Source organism: Acidihalobacter aeolianus (assembly GCF_001753165.1).
Classification (GTDB): Bacteria; Pseudomonadota; Gammaproteobacteria; order DSM-5130; family Acidihalobacteraceae; genus Acidihalobacter; species Acidihalobacter aeolianus.
Genome location: NZ_CP017448.1, coordinates 2,140,319 through 2,163,405, shown reverse-complemented (window position 1 = coordinate 2,163,405; position 23,087 = coordinate 2,140,319). Strand labels below are relative to the sequence as shown.

The 23,087-nt window shown below is 58.8% G+C and carries 23 protein-coding genes; 18 read left to right on the top strand and 5 right to left on the bottom strand.

Annotated features, from left to right (window positions below; translation table 11 throughout):
• Positions 1 to 28 precede the first annotated feature (28 nt).
• From BJI67_RS16895 to dnaQ, 3 genes are all read left to right on the top strand, one after another.
• Positions 29 to 787, top strand: coding sequence for a class I SAM-dependent methyltransferase (locus BJI67_RS16895; RefSeq protein ID WP_197512971.1), 759 nt, complete (start codon positions 29 to 31; stop codon positions 785 to 787).
• Positions 780 to 1,229 (top strand): ribonuclease HI, encoded by a 450-nt coding sequence (gene rnhA, locus BJI67_RS09955; protein WP_070074081.1) that lies wholly within the window; start codon positions 780 to 782, stop codon positions 1,227 to 1,229. Before BJI67_RS16895 ends, rnhA begins: the two co-directional genes overlap by 8 nt.
• A gap of 94 nt (positions 1,230 to 1,323) precedes the next feature.
• Positions 1,324 to 2,034, top strand: coding sequence for a DNA polymerase III subunit epsilon (gene dnaQ / locus BJI67_RS09950; protein ID WP_070072894.1), 711 nt, complete (start codon positions 1,324 to 1,326; stop codon positions 2,032 to 2,034).
• Between the two features lie 18 nt (positions 2,035 to 2,052).
• Here the strand turns inward: dnaQ and smpB are convergent, their stop codons facing one another.
• Entirely contained in the window at positions 2,053 to 2,532 is a 480-nt protein-coding gene (gene smpB / locus BJI67_RS09945) for an SsrA-binding protein SmpB (RefSeq protein WP_070072893.1), read from the bottom strand.
• Positions 2,533 to 2,637: 105 nt separating this feature from the next.
• Here smpB and BJI67_RS09940 point away from each other — a divergent pair, with 105 nt between their 5' ends.
• From BJI67_RS09940 to BJI67_RS09930, 3 genes are read left to right on the top strand one after another with little or no spacing between them, the layout of a single operon-like run.
• Positions 2,638 to 4,002, top strand: a complete 1,365-nt coding sequence (locus BJI67_RS09940; protein WP_070074080.1) for a sodium-dependent transporter — start codon at positions 2,638 to 2,640, stop codon at positions 4,000 to 4,002.
• Entirely contained in the window at positions 3,999 to 4,436 is a 438-nt protein-coding gene (locus BJI67_RS09935) for a type II toxin-antitoxin system RatA family toxin (RefSeq protein WP_070072892.1), read from the top strand. Before BJI67_RS09940 ends, BJI67_RS09935 begins: the two co-directional genes overlap by 4 nt.
• Positions 4,437 to 4,444: 8 nt before the next feature.
• Complete coding sequence (locus tag BJI67_RS09930) at positions 4,445 to 4,735, top strand: RnfH family protein (protein ID WP_070074079.1); 291 nt, start codon at positions 4,445 to 4,447, stop codon at positions 4,733 to 4,735.
• Here the strand turns inward: BJI67_RS09930 and BJI67_RS09925 are convergent.
• Positions 4,732 to 5,076: an outer membrane protein assembly factor BamE gene (locus BJI67_RS09925; RefSeq protein WP_070072891.1), complete on the bottom strand. Its 345-nt coding sequence runs from the start codon at positions 5,074 to 5,076 to the stop codon at positions 4,732 to 4,734. The genes BJI67_RS09930 and BJI67_RS09925 overlap by 4 nt on opposite strands.
• Positions 5,077 to 5,144: 68 nt before the next feature.
• On the opposite strand from BJI67_RS09925, the gene fur reads away from it, so the two are divergent.
• Entirely contained in the window at positions 5,145 to 5,582 is a 438-nt protein-coding gene (fur, locus tag BJI67_RS09920) for a ferric iron uptake transcriptional regulator (protein ID WP_070074078.1), read from the top strand.
• A 1-nt stretch (position 5,583) separates the two neighbouring features.
• On the opposite strand, the gene recN is transcribed toward fur, so the two are convergent.
• Positions 5,584 to 7,266, bottom strand: a complete 1,683-nt coding sequence (gene recN, locus BJI67_RS09915; RefSeq protein ID WP_070072890.1) for a DNA repair protein RecN — start codon at positions 7,264 to 7,266, stop codon at positions 5,584 to 5,586.
• A gap of 61 nt (positions 7,267 to 7,327) precedes the next feature.
• The gene (locus BJI67_RS09910; protein ID WP_070072889.1) at positions 7,328 to 8,197 is read right to left on the bottom strand and encodes an NAD(+) kinase; all 870 of its coding nucleotides are present in this window, start codon (positions 8,195 to 8,197) and stop codon (positions 7,328 to 7,330) included.
• Between the two features lie 104 nt (positions 8,198 to 8,301).
• Here BJI67_RS09910 and hrcA point away from each other — a divergent pair, with 104 nt between their 5' ends.
• The 8 genes from hrcA to greA all read left to right on the top strand — a co-directional run bounded on the left by hrcA (position 8,302) and on the right by greA (position 19,248).
• The gene (gene hrcA / locus BJI67_RS09905) at positions 8,302 to 9,375 is read left to right on the top strand and encodes a heat-inducible transcriptional repressor HrcA (RefSeq protein ID WP_070072888.1); all 1,074 of its coding nucleotides are present in this window, start codon (positions 8,302 to 8,304) and stop codon (positions 9,373 to 9,375) included.
• Between the two features lie 79 nt (positions 9,376 to 9,454).
• Positions 9,455 to 10,033, top strand: coding sequence for a nucleotide exchange factor GrpE (gene grpE / locus BJI67_RS09900; protein ID WP_083250789.1), 579 nt, complete (start codon positions 9,455 to 9,457; stop codon positions 10,031 to 10,033).
• A gap of 85 nt (positions 10,034 to 10,118) precedes the next feature.
• Entirely contained in the window at positions 10,119 to 12,056 is a 1,938-nt protein-coding gene (dnaK, locus tag BJI67_RS09895; protein ID WP_070072886.1) for a molecular chaperone DnaK, read from the top strand.
• Between the two features lie 158 nt (positions 12,057 to 12,214).
• Positions 12,215 to 13,348, top strand: a complete 1,134-nt coding sequence (gene dnaJ / locus BJI67_RS09890) for a molecular chaperone DnaJ (protein ID WP_070072885.1) — start codon at positions 12,215 to 12,217, stop codon at positions 13,346 to 13,348.
• 37 nt (positions 13,349 to 13,385) lie between these two features.
• Complete coding sequence (dapB, locus tag BJI67_RS09885; protein ID WP_156782100.1) at positions 13,386 to 14,189, top strand: 4-hydroxy-tetrahydrodipicolinate reductase; 804 nt, start codon at positions 13,386 to 13,388, stop codon at positions 14,187 to 14,189.
• Positions 14,190 to 14,390: 201 nt separating this feature from the next.
• The gene (gene carA, locus BJI67_RS09880; RefSeq protein ID WP_070072884.1) at positions 14,391 to 15,518 is read left to right on the top strand and encodes a glutamine-hydrolyzing carbamoyl-phosphate synthase small subunit; all 1,128 of its coding nucleotides are present in this window, start codon (positions 14,391 to 14,393) and stop codon (positions 15,516 to 15,518) included.
• A gap of 29 nt (positions 15,519 to 15,547) precedes the next feature.
• Entirely contained in the window at positions 15,548 to 18,772 is a 3,225-nt protein-coding gene (gene carB / locus BJI67_RS09875) for a carbamoyl-phosphate synthase large subunit (RefSeq protein ID WP_070072883.1), read from the top strand.
• Entirely contained in the window at positions 18,769 to 19,248 is a 480-nt protein-coding gene (gene greA, locus BJI67_RS09870) for a transcription elongation factor GreA (RefSeq protein ID WP_070072882.1), read from the top strand. The genes carB and greA overlap by 4 nt, the downstream gene beginning before the upstream one ends.
• On the opposite strand, the gene BJI67_RS09865 is transcribed toward greA, so the two are convergent.
• Positions 19,239 to 19,529 (bottom strand): YhbY family RNA-binding protein, encoded by a 291-nt coding sequence (locus BJI67_RS09865; RefSeq protein ID WP_070072881.1) that lies wholly within the window; start codon positions 19,527 to 19,529, stop codon positions 19,239 to 19,241. The two genes, greA and BJI67_RS09865, sit on opposite strands and share 10 nt — an antisense overlap.
• A 61-nt stretch (positions 19,530 to 19,590) precedes the next feature.
• On the opposite strand from BJI67_RS09865, the gene rlmE reads away from it, so the two are divergent.
• The 3 genes from rlmE to folP all read left to right on the top strand — a co-directional run bounded on the left by rlmE (position 19,591) and on the right by folP (position 23,085).
• Positions 19,591 to 20,214, top strand: coding sequence for a 23S rRNA (uridine(2552)-2'-O)-methyltransferase RlmE (gene rlmE / locus BJI67_RS09860; RefSeq protein WP_070072880.1), 624 nt, complete (start codon positions 19,591 to 19,593; stop codon positions 20,212 to 20,214).
• A gap of 40 nt (positions 20,215 to 20,254) precedes the next feature.
• Positions 20,255 to 22,186: an ATP-dependent zinc metalloprotease FtsH gene (gene ftsH / locus BJI67_RS09855; protein ID WP_070072879.1), complete on the top strand. Its 1,932-nt coding sequence runs from the start codon at positions 20,255 to 20,257 to the stop codon at positions 22,184 to 22,186.
• A 113-nt stretch (positions 22,187 to 22,299) separates the two neighbouring features.
• Positions 22,300 to 23,085, top strand: coding sequence for a dihydropteroate synthase (gene folP / locus BJI67_RS09850; RefSeq protein WP_231940834.1), 786 nt, complete (start codon positions 22,300 to 22,302; stop codon positions 23,083 to 23,085).
• Positions 23,086 to 23,087: the final 2 nt, after the last annotated feature.

The following is a 23,087-nucleotide window of genomic DNA, read 5'->3' as shown; positions in this document are numbered from 1 at the left end:
GAGCTTCGGATCAAGGACCTGGGTGACGATGGATATCTTGGAGCCAGAGCAGGCGTTGGTTGAATGGTACCAAGGTGACGTGGGTCGGCATGTCTGGGCTAGATTGCATCATGAAATGCCTGAGCTGTTGGGTGAGATGTTCGGATACGTTGGGGTCCAGATTGGGCTGGGTGCGTTGACCCCGTCACTGCTTGACGGGAGCAGGGTAAAGCAACGGGTGGGTTTCGGTGGCATTGGACGTACCATTGGAGTACTTGGATGTCCAGAAGCCTTGCCTTTTGGCGCCGAATCTCTTGATTTGGTGATCCTGCCACATGTGCTTGAGTACACCCAGGACCCGCATCAGGTGCTGAGAGAGGTTGATCGGGTGCTGGTACCCGAGGGACATGCGGTCTTTATTGGTTTTAACCCGGCTAGCGTATGGGGTGTATGGGCTGCGGCTGGCCGTGGTCCATGGCGGTCTGTCCGCCGGTCAGGCCGCGCGCATCTTTACACGCAGGCTAGATTGAAAGACTGGCTCGCTTTACTGGGTTTCGATGTCTGCCAGGTGCGGTATCTGATGTACCGCCCACCGACACGACATGCGGTATCAACCGACTCTTGCGGCTGGCTGGAAAAATGGGGGGCACGACACTTCCCTGTGTTGGGTGGGGTCAGAATCATTGCTGCGAGGAAGAGAGAATCGACGCTGACTTTTATCAAACCGAAGCGGAGGCGATTACGTGTTTTATCGGGATCGCCGATCAAAACTGCTCCCGAGGTTATATCCAGTGAAAAACATGGTTGAAATCTTCACCGATGGTGCTTGTCGGGGAAACCCAGGTCCCGGTGGCTGGGGTGCGCTGTTGCGTACACGTGGGCATGAGAAACATCTACTGGGTGCGGAGCCCTTAACGACTAACAATCGAATGGAACTCACGGCTGCGATTCGGGGGCTTCAAGCATTACGTCAGCCGTGCGCGGTGTGTATCGTTACCGATTCGACCTATCTGCGTGACGGGATCACGCGGTGGTTGCCGGGATGGAAGCGCAAGGGATGGCGAACCGCTTCAGGGCAGCCGGTGAAGAATCGCGACCTATGGGAAAGCTTGGAGGACGCGGTCAGAGAACATGATGTGACGTGGGAGTGGGTCAAAGGGCACGCCGGTCACCCCGAGAACGAGCTGGCTGACCGCCTGGCGAACGAGGCGATCGATAGTCTCTTGTCAGGTAAGACAAAGCTGGCATAGAGACGTTCCTCTGCAGTTCGAGTATTAGGTTTGTGTCGTGATGAAGATGCTGCTGTTTGTGGTGGAGGTGCATGGGTTTGAATGAGGGTCACCAATGAGACAAATCGTTTTGGATACCGAAACCACGGGGCTCGAACCGGAGCAGGGGCATCGCGTGATCGAAATTGGTTGCGTTGAGTTGTTCAACCGCCGTCCGACGGGGCGCCATTTCCACCAATATCTACAGCCTGATCGCGAGATCGATGAGGGGGCCGCGGCGGTGCATGGAATCACGGCCGAATTCCTCGCCGACAAGCCCAGGTTCGCTGACGTGGCAGATGAATTCTTGGCTTTCGTGTCGGGAGCCGAACTTGTTATCCATAATGCTCCTTTCGATCTGGGGTTTCTCAACGCGGAACTTAGGCGCTACGGTCATAATGAGCCATTGAGTGCCATATGTGGTGTGGTCGATTCATTGGTGTTGGCCAGACAGATGCACCCGGGGCAACGCAATAGCCTGGATGCTTTATGCAAGCGATATGGCGTGAACAATGAGCACCGCGAGTTGCATGGCGCGCTCCTTGACGCCCAGATTCTGGCCGACGTTTATCTGGTAATGACTGGGGGGCAGACTAGCCTGCTGGCGGATTTGCAGGCTGATAATGACCCGTCTCCCACAGTACAGACAGAGGTGTCACCCGTTCACCTGGATCCGAATCGCCCTCCCTTGCGAGTTATCTCGGCAAGCTCTGACGAAATCGCTCGCCACGCGTCGATTATCGACCTGATTTCAGGTGCGGCGGAGAAAGGTGCTTTGTGGCACTGACTAGAGGGCGAACCTTATTCAACGGACCGATTTGAGTATCCGTGATTTGTCTCGATCCCATTCTCGATCCCGTTCGGTGGCGCGCTTGTCATGTTCCTTCTTGCCCTTTGCCAATCCCAGTTCGAGTTTTGCGCGCCCTCGTTTCCAGTACAGAGCCAGAGGTATCAGGGTATAGCCCTTGCGTTCGACTGCGCCTATGAGGCGATTGAGTTCCGCCCGGTGAAGCAGCATACGACGCGTGCGCGTGGCATCCGGATGGATGTGGGTGGATGCGCTCAGTAACGGTGAGATGTGTGCGCCGAACAGCCAAGCCTCACCATCCTTGATGAGAGCATAACTTTCGTTTAACTGTGCGCGCCCAGCGCGTAGGCTCTTTACTTCCCATCCCTCGAGTGCGAGGCCGGCCTCGAATGAGTCTTCGATAAAGAAGTCGTGACGCGCACGGCGATTCAGGGCGATCGTCGCATTGTGGTTGCTTTTGGCGGATTTCTTGGACATCGCTGCATTATACCGGGAACGTTCATGGCTGGGCGCCGGTGGCGAGTCGGCTTGTTCTTAGCCTGTTTCCGGTCGAGAATACGCCGTTTCGCAAATGAGGCGTGCGTGAGAAGACTCAAGTCGATACATGGCGAGTGGTCGTCCGGCACCGCTTTCTTCCTGTCCGCTACTGGTGCTGTGGTGGGCCTGGGGAATATCTGGAAATACCCCTACATCGCAGGGCAGCATGGCGGCGGTGCCTTCCTCTTGGTGTACCTATTATCCATGTTTGTGGTGGGCCTGCCCTTGCTGATGGCAGAATTGTTGCTTGGGCGAAGGGGCCGCGGGAGCCCTCCATCAGCTCTGCGTGACTTGGCTGCCGATGAAGGACAGTGGCGTGCGTGGTCCGGTGTTGGGTTCTTCGCGGTGTTGGCCGGGTTGCTGATTTTGTCGTTTTACAGCGTCATTGCCGGTTGGGGGCTCGACTATATCTGGATGAGTGCGGCCGGGACGTACAAGGGGGCGAGCGCAGGACAGGTACAGGGTTTGTTCTCGGCGCTGAACGATACGCCGTGGCGTTTGATGGCCTGGCACTCACTCTTTATGGTAATGACTGTCGCTGTCGTTGCACGTGGGGTCCGGCAGGGACTTGAGCGAGTGGCTCGACTATTCGTTCCCTTGATGTTCATTCTGCTGGCTTTTCTCGATCTATACGCTGCCGTGGCAGGCAATCTGGTGAAAGCGGCGGCGTATTTGTTCGACCCTGATTTCAGCGCGGTGAATGGCAAGACCGTATTGATCGCTTTGGGGCATGCATTTTTCACCTTGAGCCTAGGGGTCGGTACGATGCTGGCATACGGCGCCTACTTGCCTGAACGCGTGTCGGTATTCCGTGCAAGCCTGTGGATCATATTGGCGGATACTTGCGCAGGCTTGCTGGCCGGCATGGCCATCTATCCTTTGGTGTTTGCGCATGACCTGCCCTCCATGCAGGGACCCGGGCTGATTTTCACCGTGCTACCCATGGCCTATGGACATTCGCCCTACGGGGGGGTGTTCGGGGTTATGTTCTACACCGTGCTGGTGCTCGCCGCGTGGACATCCGCAATCGCCCTGCTCGAACCCGCAGTTGCCTGGTGGGTCGAGATGGGTATTTCAAGGGCCAAGGCAGCTTTGGCGCTGGGATTCGCTGTCTGGTTGCTGGGGCTGGTGACCATCATGTCGTTCAGCGTGTGGTCCGGAGTGCTGATACTTGGGCACACCTGGTTTGGCTTGCTGGATGCGGTCACAGGTAATGTGATGCTGCCCGTGGTGGGCCTGCTGGTGGCGGTATTCGCCGGCTGGATGATGACAGGGCGATCTTTGCGTCAGGAACTGAGCTGGTCGCGTGGCGTCTTTCGTATCTGGCTTACGGTGATACGCTATGTGACGCCAGTGGCCATGTTGCTGGTCCTATTGAACGCCATGGGCCTTATTCGAGGGGGAATATGACGACCGTAAGCCGATCCGCACTCGTCAATTACACACCTCAGCAGATGTTTGCGCTGGTGGACGATATCGAGCATTACGCCGATTTTCTACCTTGGTGCATGCAAACGGAGATACTTTCGCGTGATGCGCATGAGGTGAAGGCAAGCATAGAACTGGCGCGTGGTGGGGTTCGTAAGACCTTCGCGACACACAATCGCATGCAAGCCGGGAAAATGATCGAAATTCGCTTGATCGAAGGGCCATTTAGCCATTTGCATGGATTCTGGCGTTTCGATCCAATCGGCGATGCAGCATGCAAGGTGTCGCTCGATATGGAGTTCGATTTTTCCAATCGTCTGCTTGGTCTTGCGGTCGGTCCGGTTTTTACCCAGATCGTAAACACGCTGGTAGACGCCTTCGTAAAGCGTGCTCGCGAGGTTTATGGCGAGGGGTGAAGGCCGTTATGTACGTGGAAATCGTTTATGCAACTGCGGAACGCCAAGAGCTTTGTTCAGTAAGAATTCCCTCGGGAAGCACCTTGGCGGATGCAATCCAGGCGTCGGGCCGATTTGCACCTGTGCTCAGAGAACCAGACATACACACACGCGTCGGGGTTTTCGGGCGTCGCAGGGCCTTGAGCGATGGATTGATGGATGGTGATCGAGTCGAGATATATCGACCGCTCCAGGTGGATCCGAAGGAGGCGCGCCGTCGCCGCGCGCAGGGTGCGATGGCGGACGGCGATTCGGCTTAACCCTTCGATGGAGCCACGTCGTTTTTTATTGGCGCGCCGACGATGCGTGCGAGCTTGCCGTCGGTGAAATACAAGGTCAGGTGCTTGACGCTCTGGCGGCCATAAGTGGGCGTCAGGGCGTATGTGTAGTCCCATCGATTGGGATTGAAGGGGTCGGTCAGCAACGGGTCTCCGAGGATGAATCGTACCTGGTCTGGCGTCATCCCAACGTGTACCTGGGCCAGTTGCTGGGCTTTGATTTCATTGCCCTGCTGAATGGGGGGGCGGTAGCCGGCCATCCAGCTGCAGCCGGTGAGTGTTAGAATGGTCAAACTGATCAGGGAAATGCGTATATTTTTCATTTGCGTCATCGATTCGAATGGGCGCGCACATCTTAAAGCAAACCGCAGTGCCTTGCTGGAAGGGAATGATGGAGAATCAAGACCTCAAGCGCGCGGGCCTCAAGGTCACGCTGCCGCGTATGAAGATTCTGGAAATACTGGAGAAGGCCAAGCCTCGCCATCTGACTGCGGAGGATATCTACCGGCTGCTGCTGGATTCCGGGGAGGAGATCGGCCTGGCGACGGTGTACCGTGTCTTGACCCAGTTCGAGTCCGCCACGCTCGTTCAGCGCCTGCATTTCGAGGGGGGGCAGGCCGTATTCGAGCTGGCCCGCGGGCACCATCACGATCATATCGTGTGCGGGGATTGCGGGCATGTCGAGGAGTTCTACGACGAGGTCATCGAGACGCGCCAAAAGGCGGTTGCAAGCAGTCGCGGTTTTGAGATCCGTGATCACTCCTTGATCCTGTACGGCAATTGCCAGCGGGAAAACTGCCCTCACCGAAATGTGGAGGACGACCGATAGCTCATTCCTGTCGGGCGCTTTTGAGCATTTCCTCGGCATGCGCCTGTGAGCGGGCGGTGATTTGAACCCCTCCGAGCATGCGCGCAAGTTCCTCGATGCGTGCCGGGTCCGTCAGCAGCGGCTCGATCCGGGTTTCCGTGGTGTCTGTTCCCTTGACCTTCCTGACGGCGAGTTGGCTGTGGGCCTGTGCCGCGACCTGCGGCAGGTGAGTGACGCAGAGTACCTGCCTGTCGCCGCCCAGCGTGCGCAGCATGCGACCGACCACTTCCGCCGTACCGCCACCGATGCCGCTATCCACCTCGTCGAAGATTAAGGTAGGTAGTCGCCTATCGCGGGTGGCAGCCAGTTGCAGCGCCAGGCTGATGCGTGAAAGTTCGCCGCCCGACGCGACTTTGGCCAATGGGTGCAAAGGTTGCCCGGGGTTGGCGCTGACCCGATATTCGACTTGATCCAGCCCGTGCGGCGAGGGCTTTCCTGTGGGGCTTGACGTAACCTCTATCTCGAAACGTCCGCCCGCCATGCCCAGTGTCTGCATGGCCTCAGTGACGGATTGACCAAGTACCTGGGCAGCATTCCGGCGTCCTTGCGAAACTTCCCCGGCCAGCTTGCGGTAACGGGCTTCGGCCGCCGCGAATTCCGTGGTCAGGCGCGATCGATGTCCTTCATGGTCGAGCAGCGCATCCCGCTCGGTGGCGAGGGTTTGCAGGCGTTCGGGCAGTTCGTCGGGCTGGCAACGATGCTTGCGAGCCAGCGATTGCAGCAGGGCCAACCGCGTATCGAGCTCTTCCAGACGTGCAGGATCGAAATTCAGATCCTCCAGGTAGTGGCGCAGTGCGTTGGCCGCTTCCTGGATCTCTATCTGGGCGTTGCGCAGGAGTTCGAGCGGGGCGGCTAGCTGGCTATCGTAGCCCGCTGCCTGATCCACCGCGGTAAGCGCGTGAGTTAAGAGACTGTGTGCGTCCGGATCGGATTCGTAAAGCTGGGCGTAGGCTGACTGAGCGGCTTCCAATAATAGGTTGGCGTTGGAAAGTCGCTGGTGTTCCTCTTCGAGTTCGCCGAGCTCTCCGGTCCTGGGTGCAGCTGCCTCTAGTTCGCTGACCTGGAATTCGACCAGGTCGAGCCTTTCCTGGCGATGCCGGCCGTCCTGTTCGGCGGTTTCGATGGCGTCGTGTAGGTCCGACCAGTGTCGATAGAGCTCGGCCAGTTCGCCCAACAAGTCTTCCTGGTCTGCCTGCAGGTCGAGCAGCCCGCGTTGCGTGTCGCGATGCAGCAGAGATTGGTGAGCGTGCTGACCGTGGATGTCGACCAGTTGCTCGCCGAGTGACTTGAGTGTCTGCAGGGGGGCGGGTGACCCTGCAATATAGGCTCGGCTGCGGCCATCTTGGGTGATGATGCGTCGAACCGTGCAGGCTGTATCGCTCTCGGCGTCGAGATCCTGATCGCGCAGCCAGCGCAAAACGTCCGGCTGCCCCGCAAGGTCGAAGGTCACGCTGATTTCCGCCTTGTCAGCGCCGGCGCGAACCGATGTGCTGTCGGCACGGTCGCCCAGGACGAGGCCGATGGCGTCGATCAGAATCGACTTGCCGGCCCCGGTTTCGCCGGTGAAGGCGGTCATCCCGCTTGACAGCTCAAGCTCCAGTTGTTCGATGATGGCGAAATCGCGGATCAGGATGTGTGAAAGCATGAACGCCGGTCGTGTGGAGGTTATGCGTGATTGCGTGCACTGTTTCTGCGTGTGTGAAGACTTAGGGTTGTTCGCCCCAGTGCAGCTTGGCCCGCAATATATGGAAATGATCGTAGGTGCTCGGGTGGAGCAGACGCAAGGGGGCATCCTTCTGGCGTATACGTATCACGTCTTCGGCGCTGACTGAGGTGCATGATTGGCCGTCGAAAGCAGCCTGTGCCGGTGCGGAATTCTGTGCTGAAAGACTGATCTCGATGCAGGCCGATGCGTTCACCACCAAGGGCCGACTGGTCAGGGTGTGCGGGCAGACGGGTACCAGGCCAATGGCCGGCAGCGAAGGCGAAAGGATGGGCCCTCCACCGGACAGCGCATACGCGGTCGAACCCGTTGGCGTACAAATGACCAGACCATCCGCCCGCTGGCTGCTTACGAAACGCCCGTCGATACGAATGTCGAATTCGATCATGCGCACGTCGTTGCTGATGTGCAGGACCACGTCGTTCAGCGCGTCGTGGCGCTGGATCACTTGCCCATTGCGCAGAATGTCTGCTTCGAGCAGTGCCCTGGGCTCCTCGATATAGTCCCCTGCCAGTATTTCGTCCAGGCGCTGTGTGATCTCCTCTGGAGAGATGTCCGCGAGGAAGCCCAGTCTCCCGAGGTTGATCCCGATGAGAGGGACGCCGTGGCAGGCGAGAGAGCGTGCGGCATTGAGCAATGTGCCGTCGCCGCCGACGACGATGGCCAGATCGCACCGCTGGACGAGTTCCTCGCGCGGAAAGATGACGGCGTCCGCCGCCAGGCCATCTGCGCTTGCGTCCAGCAAGGTACGCAGGCCCTTGTTGCGCAAGTACTCCGTCAGCACGCGGAGGGTTTCTTCGATGCGTACGTCACCCTGTTTGGCGATGATGCCTATGGTCTTGAAATTTCTCATGTATATGATGAGCGCTTAGGTGGCGGGACGGTGGAACCGTGCTTGACAGTCCGGGACGGTATTGTAATCATCGCGAAGGCTTGTTTGCATGTCCATTTCGCCAGATGGCTCGTTCACGTACCCGCCTTAATACTCCCAACGATTCCGGCCTGGATGAGCGTTCCCGGCACCTCCTAAAGGTGCTGGTGGAGAGCTATATCTGCGAGGGTAGCCCGGTGGGATCTCGGGCCCTGAGTCGGCGGGCCGGGCTGGACTTGAGCCCAGCGACCATTCGCAATGTGGTCGCGGACCTGGAGGAAATGGGCTTCGTCCGTTCACCGCATACTTCGGCCGGACGCGTGCCGACGGCACGTGGGTATCGTCTGTTCGTCGATACCTTGCTGCAACAACGTCCACCGGCTGCCGAAGAGCTGCGGCAGATGCAGGTTCACCTCTCGCCCGGGCGAGGGGCGGACGATCTGGTCGAATCGGCCTCGAACATCCTCTCCGTGATCACTCAGTTGGTCGGTGTTGTCACCATGCCGCGCAGTCAGCATCTGGCGCTCAGGCAGGTGGAATTCCTGGCGCTTTCCGGCGATCGCGTTCTCGTGATCCTGGTAATGAATCAGCAGGAAGTGCAAAACCGTATCCTCCAATTGGACCGTACCTACAGCCAGGGTGAACTGGATCAGGCGGCGCGCTATCTCAATGACCATTACGCTGGTCAGGATCTGCAGCACATCCGCGGCAAGTTGTTGCGTGAGCTCGACGAGGTGCGCGCGGACATGGATCGCATCATGCGTGATGCGGTTGAACTGGGCCAAAAGGCGTTGGGCGAAGAGGTAGGCCAGGGAGAGGATTATGTACTGGCCGGACAAAACAATCTGCTCGAATACGAGGAGCTAGCGGATCTGGACCGCCTGCGCAGCCTGTTTGCCGCGTTCACCGAGAAGCGTGAGGTGCTGCACCTGCTGGATAAGAGCGCCATGGCTGAGGACGTGCAGATTTTCATCGGCCATGAATCGGGATACGGCGCCCTGGATTACGTGAGCGTCGTGACGGCGCCCTACGTCGCCAACGGCGAGGTGATTGGGATATTGGGCGTGATCGGCCCTACTCGCATGCCTTACGACCGGGTCATTCCGATCGTAGACATCACAGCCCGTCTCTTGGGGAGCGCATTGCACGGGGAGGCTTGAACTCTCGCCAATAGTCCCCACCTATGGCTCAGGTTTGTCTGTGAATGTTTGTGAAGCCGCATCGAGTCCGGAGCGATTGATGAGTCAAAAACCCCCTAGAAGCGACGAAAACACACCCCTAGAATCCCCGGCATCGACTACATCGCCGACCGTGGAGACAACCACGGATGAAGGAGAGGGCGATGCCATGGAGGCCTTGCATCAGGACCTTCAGGAAATGAAGGACAAGGCTCAGGCCCATTGGGACCAGTTTGTACGCGCCCAGGCCGAGCTGGACAACCTACGGAAGCGTGCCGAGCGAGATCTTTCCAATGCACACAAGTACGCCCTGGAGCGGTTCGCAAACGAATTGCTTCCGGTGAAGGATAGCCTTGAACTGGGCCTTGAGGCTGCGCGGTCGGCGGATGCCGATGCCAGTACGCGAGAAGGCATCGAGTTGACCCTGCGCATGTTTGGCCAGGTGTTGACCAAATTCGGCATCGAGGAGGTCAATCCGGTAGGCGAGCGGTTCGATCCCGAGCGCCATCAGGCGATGACGATGCAGCCCTCGGACGAGCAGCCGCCGAATACCGTGCTGGCCGTGATGCAGAAGGGATACGTGCTCAATGAGCGCCTCTTACGGCCGGCGATGGTCGTGGTGGCCAAGGCGCCGGATTGAGGCGGGACTTGAAAACGGAGCGACAGTCCCAAATTTACCCCTCAGATCGAATACATATTCACCCAGTGCTAGGGAGATGCAAGAAATGGGTAAGATCATTGGTATCGACCTTGGAACCACCAATTCCTGCGTGGCCATCATGGAAGCAGGCAAACCCAAGGTGATCGAAAACAGCGAAGGTGATCGCACGACGCCGTCCATCATCGCCTTCGGCGATGACAGCGAGGTGCTCGTGGGCCAGCCGGCCAAGCGCCAGGCCGTCACCAATCCCACCAATACCCTGTTCGCGGTCAAACGCCTGATCGGGCGTCGTTTCGACGAAGGCGAGGTGCAGAAGGACATCAAGCTGGTGCCCTACCACATCGTGAAGGCCGACAACGGCGATGCCTGGGTCGAGGTCAAGGGCAAGAAAATGGCGCCACCGGAGATTTCCGCGCGCGTGCTGATGAAGATGAAGAAGACCGCCGAGGACTATCTGGGCGAGCCGGTGACCGAGGCGGTGATCACCGTGCCCGCTTACTTCAACGATTCGCAGCGTCAGGCGACCAAGGATGCCGGCAAGATCGCCGGACTCGACGTCAAGCGCATCATCAACGAGCCGACTGCGGCCGCGCTGGCCTTCGGTCTGGACAAGTCCGGCGGCGACCGCAAGGTGGCGGTCTACGACCTGGGCGGCGGCACGTTCGACATCTCGATCATCGAGATGGCTGATGTCGATGGCGAAAAGCAGTTCGAGGTGCTGGCGACCAATGGCGACACCTTCCTGGGTGGCGAGGATTTCGACAAGCGAATGATCGATTACTTGGCCGACGAGTTCCAGAAGGAGCAGGGCATCGACCTGCGCGGCGATCCGCTGGCCATGCAGCGCCTTAAGGAAGCGGCGGAAAAGGCCAAGATCGAGCTGTCCTCGACGCAGCAGACCGAGATCAACCTGCCGTACATCACGGCCGACAAAACAGGGCCCAAGCACCTCAACATCAAGGTCACGCGTGCCAAGCTGGAATCGCTGGTGGAGGATCTGATCCAGCGCACCATCGAGCCTTGCAAGCTGGCGCTCAAGGATGCCGGCCTGAATACCTCCGAGATCGCTGACGTGATCCTGGTCGGCGGTCAGACCCGTATGCCCAAGGTGCAGGAAGCGGTAAAGAACTTCTTCGGCAAGGAGCCGCGCCGCGACGTGAACCCCGACGAGGCCGTGGCGGTCGGTGCCGCGGTGCAAGGTGGCGTGCTCGGCGGCGAGGTCAAGGACGTGCTGCTGCTCGACGTGACGCCGCTGTCCCTGGGTATCGAGACGCTCGGCGGTGTGATGACCAAGCTGATTGAACGCAACACGACGATTCCGACCAAGGCGACGCAGGTGTTCTCCACGGCTGAAGACAACCAGACCGCGGTGACCGTCCACGTGCTCCAGGGCGAGCGCGAGCAGGCTACCGGCAACAAATCGTTGGGCCGTTTCGATCTGACCGACATTCCGCCTGCGCCGCGTGGCGTTCCGCAGGTCGAGGTTGTGTTCGATATCGATGCCAACGGTATCCTGAACGTGTCGGCCAAGGACAAGGCGACGGGCAAGCAGCAATCGATCGTGATCAAGGCCTCTTCCGGGTTGGCCGAGGATGAGATCGACCGCATGGTGAAGGACGCCGAGGCGCATCGAGACGAGGATCAGCGTTTCCATGAGCTGGTGAATGTGCGTAATCAGGCGGATAACCTGATCCACGCCGCCGAGAAGTCCCTCAAGGAGGCCGGTGACAAGGTGACGGCCGACGAACGGCAAGCGGTGGAACAGGCGGTCAGCGAATTGAAGGAAGCGCTCAAGAGCGATGATAAGGGCGCGATCGAAAGCAAGACCGAGGCATTGAGCGCCGCATCAGGCAAGGTGGCCGAGAAGCTCTACAGTCAGGCCGGCGAGGCAGGTGCTTCTGCCCAGCCGGGTGCGGATGCTGCCGGTGAGGCCAAGAGTGGCCGCGGAGACGAGGACGTCGTCGACGCGGAGTTCGAAGAAGTCAAAGAAAACAAGAAATAACGCTGGACGCATCGACCCTCCCTGGCTGGGAGGGTCGATGCCAAGTCAATGCCGCAGTGCTGATTCCGGAGCGGCGCCGTCGAGAACGTACGGCGCCGTAATCGTGTTAGGGTGCGGGCGTTGGCATCACTCCCCGATTAGACAAGCGACCGACGACCATGTCGAAGAGAGATTATTACGAAGTGCTGGGCGTGGAACGCTCGGCCGGCGACGATGAACTCAAGAAGGCATACCGCCGCCTCGCGATGAAATACCATCCGGATCGGAATCCGGATGACGATGAGGCCATGGAGCGTTTCAAAGAGGCGAAGGAAGCCTACGAAGTGCTCAGCGACGCGCAGAAACGGGCCGCGTACGATCAGTTCGGACATGCGGGGCTTGGCGGTGCTGGGGCAGGTGCGGGTGGCTTTGGCGGCGGAGGCTTCGGAGATATTTTCGAAGACATCTTCGGCGATATATTCGGAGGCGGCCGCGGTCGCGAACGGGCGTATCGTGGCGCCGACCTACAATACAACCTCGACCTGACGCTGGAAGAAGCGGTTTTCGGGACTGAGGTCAAAATCCGCGTACCAACTGTAGTTACCTGCCAGACCTGTGACGGTAGCGGTGCGCGTCCGGGGACTCATGCCGAGCAGTGCGCCACCTGTGGTGGCGTGGGTCAGGTGCGTATCCAGCAGGGATTCTTTTCCGTTCAGCAACCTTGCCCCCATTGTCGCGGAACGGGCAAGATCATCCCTGAGCCTTGTCCGGACTGCCATGGTGAAGGTCGTGTGCGCGAGACTAATGTGTTGTCCGTTAATGTGCCTGCGGGCGTGGATACGGGCGATCGCATCAGGCTTGCTGGCAAGGGCGAGACCGGCCCCCAGAATGGCCCTCCGGGCGATCTCTATGTGCAGATCAGGGTCAAAGAACACAAGATATTCACACGCGAGGGCGAAAACCTCTATTGCGAGGTGCCGATCGATTTCGTGACCGCAGCGCTCGGCGGTGATATCGAAGTGCCTACCCTGGGGGGGCGTGCGCGACTCAAGATTCCAGCGGAGACGCAGACTAACCGCCTTTTCAGAGTGCGCGGGAAGGGTATCAAACCAGTGCGCGGCGGTGCGGAAGGCGACCTGATCTGTCGTGTGATCGTTGAAACGCCGATCAATCTGACCAAGACGCAGCGCGAGCTGCTCGCGCAGTTTCAGGATACGCTCAAGGGTAGCGAGGATCGTCATAGCCCGCAGGCGCATAGTTGGCTCGACGGTGTCAAAGGGTTTTTCGAAGACCTCAAGTCCTGGCTGCAATGAACCTAAGCCATGTGAAACCGGTATCGAGGGGGATAACGTGATCAAAATCGGCATTGTCGGTGCCGGCGGACGCATGGGTAGGGCGTTGATCGAGGCCGTCGTGCAGGATGACGCATTCGCGTTGGGCGCGGTGTTTGCACGTTCTGGTAGTCCATTGCTAGGGCGAGATGCCGGCGAATTGGCGGGACTTGGACACTGCGGTGTGGCGGTTACAGGTGATCTGGAATCCGGGATCGCCGATTTTGACGTCCTGATAGACTTCACATTACCTGAAGGAACCTTGCGACACGCGCAGACCTGCGCCAGGCATGGTCGTCCGATCGTGATCGGTACGACCGGATTTTCCGCCGGCCAACGTATGCAACTGGATGAGGCGAGTCGGCACATTCCTTTGCTCCTGGCACCTAATATGAGCGTGGGCGTGAATCTGTGCCTCATGCTGCTGGAGACCGCGGCCAGGGTGCTGGGCGATTCGGTCGATATCGAGGTCATCGAAGCACACCACCGCCACAAGGTGGATGCGCCATCGGGTACAGCTCTGGAAATGGGACGGGTCGTGGCCGATGCCTTGGGGCGTAACCTAGAGACCTGCGCGGTCTATGGTCGCGAGGGCCGGACCGGTCCGCGCCCCAACGGGATCATCGGTTTCGAGACCATTCGCGCCGGCGATATTGTCGGAGAGCATACCGTGATGTTCGCGGGGGCTGGCGAGCGCGTCGAGATTGCGCACAAGGCATCGAGCCGCATGACTTTCGCCCATGGCGCGTTGCGGGCGGCTGCATGGATCCCCGGCCGCCCGGCCGGCGTCTACGATATGCGCGATGTGCTGGGTTTGGCGTAATCAAACACCGCTCGCGTGGACAGCTTTTGCTTGGCGGCGTAAAATTCCCGAAATAACTCGATGACGCATGATGCGCGTTGGTATAGCCGGCGCGCCAATTGGCTGCGGCCCATCGGGTGGTCTGGGCTTGCGGGCCCGATCAGGTTGACATTAATCCAGAACGGGGCGCGTGTCCCGTTTTTCGTATCTACGGTGAACCGATTGAACCAAGCCGCTTTGTTGGCTCTTGAAGATGGCAGCCTGTTTCACGGGGTTGCTGTTGGCGCACCGGGTGAGTGTGTCGGCGAGGTCGTTTTCAACACGGCCATGACGGGTTACCAGGAAATTCTGACCGACCCTTCCTATGCACGCCAGATCGTCACTTTGACTTATCCGCACATTGGCAATGTCGGTGTGAATTCTGAGGATGAGGAGTCCACCCGAGTGTTCGCCGCCGGTCTCGTGATCCGGGATCTGCCTTGTGTCTATTCGAATTGGCGTGCGTCAGAGTCGCTCGATGCCTATCTCCGTCGGTTGGGCGTAGTGGCGATCGCCGATGTCGACACACGCCGTCTGACCCGCCTGCTGCGCGACAAGGGGGCCTTGAACGGTTGCATCCAGGCAGGTCGTATCGACGAGACCGAAGCGCTTGAGCGTGCCCGTGCGTTCCCGGGTCTCAAGGGGATGGACCTGGCTCGTGAGGTGACGACGGCAGAGGCGTATGCCTGGCGCCAGGGCAGCTGGATCGAAGAGGGCGGTTTTCGCCAGCGCGACAGCGGCGATGGCGATGAACTCCACGTGGTGGCCTACGATTTTGGGGTCAAGCGCAACATCCTTCGGCTGCTGGCGGACCGAGGCTGCCGCCTGACGGTGGTGCCGGCGCAGACAACCGCGCAGGAGGTGTTGCGCCTGCAGCCCGATGGCGTTTTCCTCTCGAATGGGCCGGGTGATCCCGAGCCCTGCGATTACGCCATCGAGGCTATCGCTGAACTGGTCGACCGGGGTCTGCCCACCTTCGGTATTTGCCTGGGACACCAACTCCTCGGTCTGGCGAGCGGCGCTGCCACGGTTAAAATGAAATTCGGCCATCACGGGGCCAATCATCCGGTGCAGGACCTCGATTCTGGACGCGTCATGATCAGTTCCCAGAATCATGGTTTCGCCGTCGATGAGACCACGCTGACCGAGTGCCTGCGTGCTACGCACCGTTCGCTTTTCGACGGTTCCTTGCAAGGCATCGAGCGCACGGACCGTCCGGCTTTCGGTTTTCAGGGTCATCCGGAAGCGAGCCCCGGGCCGCACGACGTGGCCGGGTTGTTCGACCGATTCATCGGCCTGATGCGCGCCTGACGCGCACGCCCATAAATAATTAGGTCACCATGCCGAAACGCACCGATATCCGTAGCATCCTGGTCATAGGCGCCGGGCCGATCATCATTGGTCAGGCCTGCGAGTTCGATTACTCAGGCGCACAGGCGTGCAAGGCGCTCAAGGAAGAGGGCTATCGCGTCATCCTGGTCAATTCGAATCCCGCCACGATCATGACCGATCCCGAGACCGCAGACGCGATCTATATCGAACCGATCGAATGGCGGACCGTGGCCCGGATCATCGAACGTGAACGTCCCGATGCCTTGCTGCCGACTATGGGGGGGCAGACGGCGCTCAACTGCGCCTTGGATCTGGCTCGCGAAGGCGTGTTGGACCGGCTGGGCGTGGAGATGATCGGGGCTGATCGCGACGCGATCGACATGGCCGAGGATCGTGAGCGTTTCCGCGACGCCATGACCGAGATCGGTCTGCCGACACCGAAGGCCTTCGTGGCGCACAGTTTCGAGGAAGCCTTGCAGGTACAGGGCGGCATCGGTTTCCCGACCATCGTTAGGCCTTCGTTCACCATGGGTGGGAGCGGCGGCGGTATCGCCTACAACAAGGAAGAGTTCGAGGAGATCGTCAAGCGAGGTCTCGACCTGTCACCTACGCACGAAGTGCTGCTCGAGGAATCGGTGCTTGGCTGGAAGGAGTTCGAGATGGAAGTGGTCCGCGATCGCGCGGACAACTGCATCATCATCTGCTCCATCGAAAATTTCGATCCGATGGGCGTGCATACGGGCGATTCGATCACGGTCGCGCCGGCGCAGACTTTGACCGATAAGGAATACCAGCGGTTGCGCGACGCCTCTATCGCGGTGTTGCGCAAGATCGGCGTCGATACCGGCGGATCGAACGTGCAGTTTGCGGTCGACCCTGAATCCGGTCGCATCATCGTTATTGAGATGAATCCGCGCGTGTCGCGTTCGTCGGCTCTGGCCTCCAAGGCGACCGGGTTTCCGATCGCCAAGGTCGCGGCCAAGCTGGCTGTGGGCTACACCCTGGATGAACTGCGTAACGACATCACGGGGGGTATCACACCGGCATCCTTCGAGCCGACCATCGACTACGTGGTGACCAAGATTCCGCGGTTCACTTTCGAGAAATTCCCGAAAGCCGATGCGCGTCTGACCACGCAGATGAAATCCGTTGGTGAGGTGATGGCCATTGGTCGTAGTTTTCAGGAGTCATTCCAAAAGGCTTTGCGGGGACTGGAAATCGGCGTCGATGGCTTGAACGAGACGCTGGATCTGAGCGACCGTGAAACGGCCGCCGCGAAACTACGCCAGGAATTGCGCGCGCCGACGGATAAACGGCTCTGGTATCTCGCCGATGCCTTTCGTTTCGGCATGACTCTGGGCGAGATTCACGACATCACCCGAATCGATCCCTGGTTCCTGGCTCAAATGCAGGATCTGGTGAATTGCGAAGCGGCGCTCAAGGGCGCTTCGATGGAGGCGCTGACGGCCGCCGATTTCCGTCGTCTCAAACGCAAGGGTTTTTCGGATCGGCGCCTGGCGAAATTGCTCGACGAGACCGAGCGTACGGTGCGCCAACGGCGGCAACAGCTGGATGTGCGTCCTGTGTACAAGCGGGTGGACAGTTGTGCGGCCGAATTCGCGTCCAGTACCGCCTATCTCTATTCGACCTATGAGGAAAGCTGCGAGGCGGAACCGAGCGCGCGCGAGAAGATCATGGTGCTAGGCGGTGGTCCCAACCGAATCGGGCAAGGTATCGAGTTTGACTATTGCTGCGTTCACGCCGCGCTCGCGCTAAGCGAGGACGGCTACGAGACGATCATGGTCAACTGCAACCCGGAGACGGTGTCTACCGACTACGACACATCCGATCGCCTTTATTTCGAGCCTCTGACGCTGGAGGACGTGCTTGAAATCATCGAGGTGGAACGCCCTAAAGGCGTCATCGTTCAGTATGGCGGGCAAACCCCGCTGAAACTCGCACGCGATCTGGAAGCTGCCGGGGCTCCGATTATCGGGACGTCACCCGATTCGATCGACCTGGCGGAGGATCGGGAACGCTTCCAGCACCTCGTCGAGGAATTGCAGCTGGTGCAGCCGCCGAACCGCACCGCGCGCAGTGCCGAGGAAGCCGCACGCCTGGCCGAAGAAGTGGGTTATCCGGTCGTGGTGCGGCCTTCTTACGTATTGGGCGGTCGCGCGATGGAGATCGTTTACGACGAGACCGATCTGCGTCGTTACATGAACGAGGCAGTCAAGGTATCCAATGACGCGCCGGTGCTGATCGATCGTTTTCTGGATGATGCCATTGAAGTCGATGTCGATGCGATCAGCGACGGAGAAACGGTGCTGATCGGCGGGATCATGCAGCATATTGAACAAGCAGGTGTGCACTCAGGAGACTCGGCATGCTCATTGCCGCCGTATTCGCTATCCGAAGGATTGTTGGATCGGCTGCGTGAGCAGGTGCGGCAGATGGCGCTCACTCTGCATGTGGTTGGCCTGATGAATGCGCAGCTGGCAGTCAAGGGTGAGGAGATCTATATCCTGGAAGTGAACCCACGGGCGTCGCGTACGGTGCCGTTCGTATCGAAGGCCTGCGGGCTGCCGATCGCCAAGATCGCTGCGCGCTGCATGGTGGGGCAGTCTCTGGCGGCACAGGGGGTGACGAGCGAGATCATACCGCCGTATTTTTCAGTCAAGGAAGCCGTATTCCCGTTTATTAAGTTCCCGGGCGTAGATCCGATTCTCGGTCCGGAAATGAAATCGACTGGCGAGGTGATGGGGATCGGGGCCAGTTTTGGCGAGGCCTTCGCCAAGGCTCAACTGGCGACAGGGGTCGATCTGCCCCGCAGTGGTCGCGCCTTCATCAGTGTGCGTGACGAGGACAAGGCTGCTGCCGTCGAGGTTGCCCGCGAGTTACTGGATCACGGCTTCAAACTGGTGGCTACCCGTGGGACAGCGCAGGCCTTGTTGTCGGCCGGAATACCCTGTGACCCGGTGAATAAGGTGATGGAAGGCCGTCCGCACGTGGTCGATATGATCAAAAACGGCGAAATCGATATGATTGTGAATACCACGGCCAACAAGCAGGCCATTGCCGATTCGTTCACGATTCGACGCGAGGCTCTGCAGCGCAAAATCACTTACACGACGACCATGGCGGGTGCGCATGCCATGTGCCAAGCGATGGATTTTCTGGATAACGAGGCGGTGTATCGCCTGCAAGACCTGCACGAGGAGGCCCGGCAATGAACAACAAAGTGCCCTTGACGGTTCGCGGCGCAGAGCAGCTTCGTGCGGAACTGCAGAAACTCAAATCGGTGGAGCGCCCTCGTGTCGTGGCCGCCATTGCGGAAGCGCGGGCACATGGTGACCTGAAGGAAAATGCGGAATATCACGCTGCGCGTGAGCAGCAAGGATTTATCGAAGGCCGTATCCAGGAAGTCGAAGCAAAGCTATCCAACGCACAGGTCATCGATGTCACGAAACTCAATGCCGGTGGCAAGGTGGTCTTCGGCGCGACCGTGGATTTGGTCGACGTCTCGACCGACGAGGAAATTACATATCAGATTGTCGGTGACGATGAGGCGGATATTAAATCCGGTTTGATTTCGGTCAGTTCGCCGGTAGCCCGTGCATTGATTGGTAAGATGGAGGGCGACGAGGCAGTCGTGCAGGCACCAGGCGGCACGCGCGAATATGAGATACTCGCCGTGCGTTATGTCTGATCGGCTCGATTCCGTTTCGGGTTTTGCAGATAAATCGTTGCTATCCCGCCGATGCGCTGGATCAGTTCGGCGCCCGTAGCCGTAAGGATTTCCTCTATCATTTGCATCATGGTGTCCTTCCCGCCGGGAACCTTAACCTTGATCAACTCGTGATGGTCCAGTGCGGAGCGGATTTCGTCGATCAGGTTGGGATGCAGGCCCTTGTGGCCGATGATGACCACGGGCTTAAGCGCGTGTGCCTGTGCCTTGAGGGCACGCTTTTGACGATCTTCGAGTGCCATATGGGTTTTTGCCTCACACGCGCTAAGCCGGATAGTTTAGCATGGCTTCGGGAGGAAACGGGTGCCGTCGCGTAGCAAAAGTAGCCGCCAATGGCTCAAGGAGCATTTCGATGACCCCTACGTGCTGCGTGCGCAAGCTGAAGGCTACAGATCGCGTGCGGTGTATAAACTGATTGAACTGGATGAACGCGATCCGTTGTTCAAGCCCGGGCAGGTCGTGGTCGATCTGGGGGCTGCGCCAGGCGGTTGGACACAAGTGGCTCGTGCACGTACAGGTGCCGACGGACGTGTGGTCGCGACTGATATCCTGCCGATGGATCCCGTGCCAGGTGTGGAATTCATTCAGGGCGATTTCCGCGAGGATGTAGTGCTGAAGCAGATGCTGGAGTTAATCGGAGGTCAGGGTGCCGACCTTGTATTGTCGGATATGGCCCCCAATATGAGTGGGATGGGTGCCGTTGACCAACCTCGTGCGATGCTCTTGGCAGAATTGGCGCATGAATTGGCCTCGACGATTCTGCGTCCAGGCGGTGTTTTGGTGCTTAAGATGTTTCAGGGTGAGGGATCGGATGCTTTCCTCGCTGAGTTACGTCGCGGGTTCGCCCGCGTGGTGGTGCGCAAGCCTAAGGCTTCGCGTCCACGTAGTCGCGAGGTCTATGTCGTGGCCTTGGGTCGGAAACTGTAGTAATGTCCGCAATATGCGGATGTCGTACTGAGGTGACGCTTTGAACGATCTCGTCAAAAACATCATTTTGTGGGCGGTGATCGCCGTTGTGCTGATTTCGGTTTTCAATAACTTCAGCCAGCACAGCGACTCATCTTCGTCCACTATGTCCTACTCTCAATTCATCGCTGCGGTGAAGAGTGGACGGGTCAAGAATGTCATGATAGACGGCCGCACCGTGAATGGTGTGACCGATGGTGGGCAGAAATTCACCACCTATACGCCAACTGACCCGGGCATGATCGGTGATCTGCTTAACAACGGCGTCAATGTATCGGCCGCCGCGCCGAAGAAAGAATCGTTGCTGTTGTCCATTCTGATCAGTTGGTTCCCCATGCTGCTGCTGATTGGCGTCTGGATATTCTTCCTGAGGCAGATGCAGGGAGGTGCCGGGGGGCGTGGGGCGATGTCGTTCGGCAAGAGCCGCGCACGCATGATGAGTGAAGATCAGGTGAAGGTGACCTTCGCCGACGTGGCAGGGGTGGAGGAGGCCAAAGAAGAGGTTTCGGAGCTGGTCGAATTCCTGCGTGATCCAGGCAAGTTTCAAAAGCTAGGCGGGAAGATACCCCGTGGCGTGTTGATGGTAGGTTCTCCCGGTACCGGTAAGACTTTGCTCGCCAAGGCAATAGCCGGCGAAGCCAAGGTCCCATTCTTTAGTATTTCGGGTTCTGATTTCGTTGAAATGTTCGTTGGCGTCGGTGCTTCGCGTGTACGCGACATGTTCGAACAGGCGAAGAAGCATGCGCCCTGCATTATTTTCATCGATGAAATCGATGCCGTCGGTCGCCACCGCGGTGCGGGCTTGGGCGGAGGGCATGACGAGCGCGAGCAGACCCTGAATCAGCTGCTGGTGGAAATGGACGGTTTCGAGGGCAGCGAAGGGATTATTGTCATCGCCGCGACCAACCGGCCTGACGTGCTTGACCCTGCTCTATTACGACCTGGGCGTTTTGACCGTCAGGTTGTCGTGCCGCTGCCTGACGTGCGGGGTCGTGAGCAGATACTCAAGGTTCACATGCGTCGCGTTCCCGTGGGTGATGACGTAAAGCCCGCCATTATCGCTCGCGGCACCCCGGGTTTCTCTGGTGCCGATCTGGCCAACCTGGTCAACGAAGCGGCCCTGTTTGCCGCACGTGCGAACAAGCGCAGCGTCGATATGCTTGAATTCGAGCGCGCCAAGGACAAGATCATGATGGGTGCCGAGCGGCGCTCCATGGTTATGAGTGAGGACGAGAAAAAGCTCACCGCATATCACGAAGCTGGTCATGCGATAGTCGGTCTGCTCGTTCCCGACCACGATCCGGTCTACAAGGTGAGCATCATTCCTCGTGGCAGAGCTCTCGGTGTCACCATGTTCCTGCCTGAAGACGATCGTTACAGCTATAGCAAGCAGCGCTTGGAAAGCCAGATCTCCAGCCTTTTCGGAGGGCGAATTGCAGAAGAGCTTATATTCGGCTTGGAGAAAGTGACTACAGGAGCCTCGAACGATATCGAGCGTGCTACGGATATCGCCCGCAATATGGTGACCAAGTGGGGTCTGTCTGAACGACTTGGTCCTCTCGCCTACAGTGAGGATGAGGGTGAGGTGTTCCTGGGGCGCAGTGTGACCCAACACAAGCAGGTATCCGATGAGACCGCGCATGTGATTGACGAAGAAATTCGCTCGGTTATCGAGCGCAATTACTCGCGCTCACAACAGATATTGCGTGATCACATCGACAAGTTGCATGTAATGGCCAGTGCACTTGTGAAATACGAAACCATCGATTCGGACCAGATCGCCGACATTATGTCAGGCAAGGACCCGCGTCCGCCCTCAGATTGGAGCGACGAAGGCCCCAACTCTGGACCAACTGCCCCCTCCGGCGATAAATCTCCCCAGGAGACTGGTAGCGCAGGAGGCAAGCTGGGCGACCCTGCCAGTTTGCACTGACAGGATCTATGGCAGGTACCACCACAGAGGCGGAAGAGGGGCAACCTCTTCCGCCTCGCTGTTTGAGGATTGATTGTGCCGGTCGTGTTTTGGATTTATCGCGACCGCGGATCATGGGTATCCTCAACGTTACTCCTGACTCTTTTTCCGATGGCGGCCGATACACCAGCGTTGCCAGTGCGGTAGCGCACGCTGTGTCCATGGTGGAAGCGGGCGCGGACATGATCGACGTAGGTGGCGAGTCGACCCGGCCAGGTGCGCCCGAGGTGGGCGCCGACGAGGAGGCAGAGCGGGTGATCGAGGTCATCAAGCATCTCCACCAGGCGGTCGATGTGCCCATTTCAATCGACACACGTAAACCGTCGGTCATGCGTGCAGCGGTTGAGGCAGGTGCTGGATTTGTCAACGATATCAGAGCATTGCTCGAACCAGGCGCGTTATCCCTTGCGGTAGAACTCGGCGTCCCCGTATGTCTGATGCATATGCAGGGCGAGCCTAGAAATATGCAGGCTGCCCCTGAATACCGTGATGTGGTATGTGAGGTGGAAGCGTTCCTGTTGCGGCGTGCACGTGAATGTATCGATGCGGGTATAGACCGAGGGCGTATCTTGCTTGATCCAGGTATCGGGTTTGGTAAAAACCTACAACATAATCTCGCGCTGATGAGAGCGACAACAGCTTTGGCGGGGCATGGCTTTCCTCTGCTGTTGGGTGTATCGCGCAAGCGCGTGATTGGAGCGCTACTGAGAAATCGTCCCATTGAGGGGCGTGTCGATGGCAGTGTGGGGGCGGCTGTGGCCTTGGCATTGGCCGGTGCAAAAATTCTCCGCGTACACGACGTCAGGCAAACTGCCGATGCGCTACAAGTCGCATGGGCGATTAGTAAAACAGAGGATTGAGG

What these genes read in the sequence shown, in the direction of transcription:
- BJI67_RS16895 (WP_197512971.1), top strand. Translation starts at nt 29, where the DNA reads ATGGATATCTTGGAGCCAGAGCAGGCGTTGGTTGAATGGTACCAAGGT.
- fur (WP_070074078.1), top strand. Translation starts at nt 5,145, where the DNA reads ATGGAGAATCAAGACCTCAAGCGCGCGGGCCTCAAGGTCACGCTGCCG.
- BJI67_RS09865 (WP_070072881.1), bottom strand. Translation starts at nt 19,529, where the DNA reads ATGGCACTCGAAGATCGTCAAAAGCGTGCCCTCAAGGCACAGGCACAC.
- dnaK (WP_070072886.1), top strand. Translation starts at nt 10,119, where the DNA reads ATGGGTAAGATCATTGGTATCGACCTTGGAACCACCAATTCCTGCGTG.
- BJI67_RS09925 (WP_070072891.1), bottom strand. Translation starts at nt 5,076, where the DNA reads ATGAAAAATATACGCATTTCCCTGATCAGTTTGACCATTCTAACACTC.
- carB (WP_070072883.1), top strand. Translation starts at nt 15,548, where the DNA reads ATGCCGAAACGCACCGATATCCGTAGCATCCTGGTCATAGGCGCCGGG.
- BJI67_RS09930 (WP_070074079.1), top strand. Translation starts at nt 4,445, where the DNA reads ATGTACGTGGAAATCGTTTATGCAACTGCGGAACGCCAAGAGCTTTGT.
- dnaQ (WP_070072894.1), top strand. Translation starts at nt 1,324, where the DNA reads ATGAGACAAATCGTTTTGGATACCGAAACCACGGGGCTCGAACCGGAG.
- greA (WP_070072882.1), top strand. Translation starts at nt 18,769, where the DNA reads ATGAACAACAAAGTGCCCTTGACGGTTCGCGGCGCAGAGCAGCTTCGT.
- BJI67_RS09935 (WP_070072892.1), top strand. Translation starts at nt 3,999, where the DNA reads ATGACGACCGTAAGCCGATCCGCACTCGTCAATTACACACCTCAGCAG.
- rnhA (WP_070074081.1), top strand. Translation starts at nt 780, where the DNA reads ATGGTTGAAATCTTCACCGATGGTGCTTGTCGGGGAAACCCAGGTCCC.
- hrcA (WP_070072888.1), top strand. Translation starts at nt 8,302, where the DNA reads ATGGCTCGTTCACGTACCCGCCTTAATACTCCCAACGATTCCGGCCTG.
- recN (WP_070072890.1), bottom strand. Translation starts at nt 7,266, where the DNA reads ATGCTTTCACACATCCTGATCCGCGATTTCGCCATCATCGAACAACTG.
- grpE (WP_083250789.1), top strand. Translation starts at nt 9,455, where the DNA reads ATGAGTCAAAAACCCCCTAGAAGCGACGAAAACACACCCCTAGAATCC.
- smpB (WP_070072893.1), bottom strand. Translation starts at nt 2,532, where the DNA reads ATGTCCAAGAAATCCGCCAAAAGCAACCACAATGCGACGATCGCCCTG.
- BJI67_RS09910 (WP_070072889.1), bottom strand. Translation starts at nt 8,197, where the DNA reads ATGAGAAATTTCAAGACCATAGGCATCATCGCCAAACAGGGTGACGTA.
- dnaJ (WP_070072885.1), top strand. Translation starts at nt 12,215, where the DNA reads ATGTCGAAGAGAGATTATTACGAAGTGCTGGGCGTGGAACGCTCGGCC.
- folP (WP_231940834.1), top strand. Translation starts at nt 22,300, where the DNA reads ATGGGTATCCTCAACGTTACTCCTGACTCTTTTTCCGATGGCGGCCGA.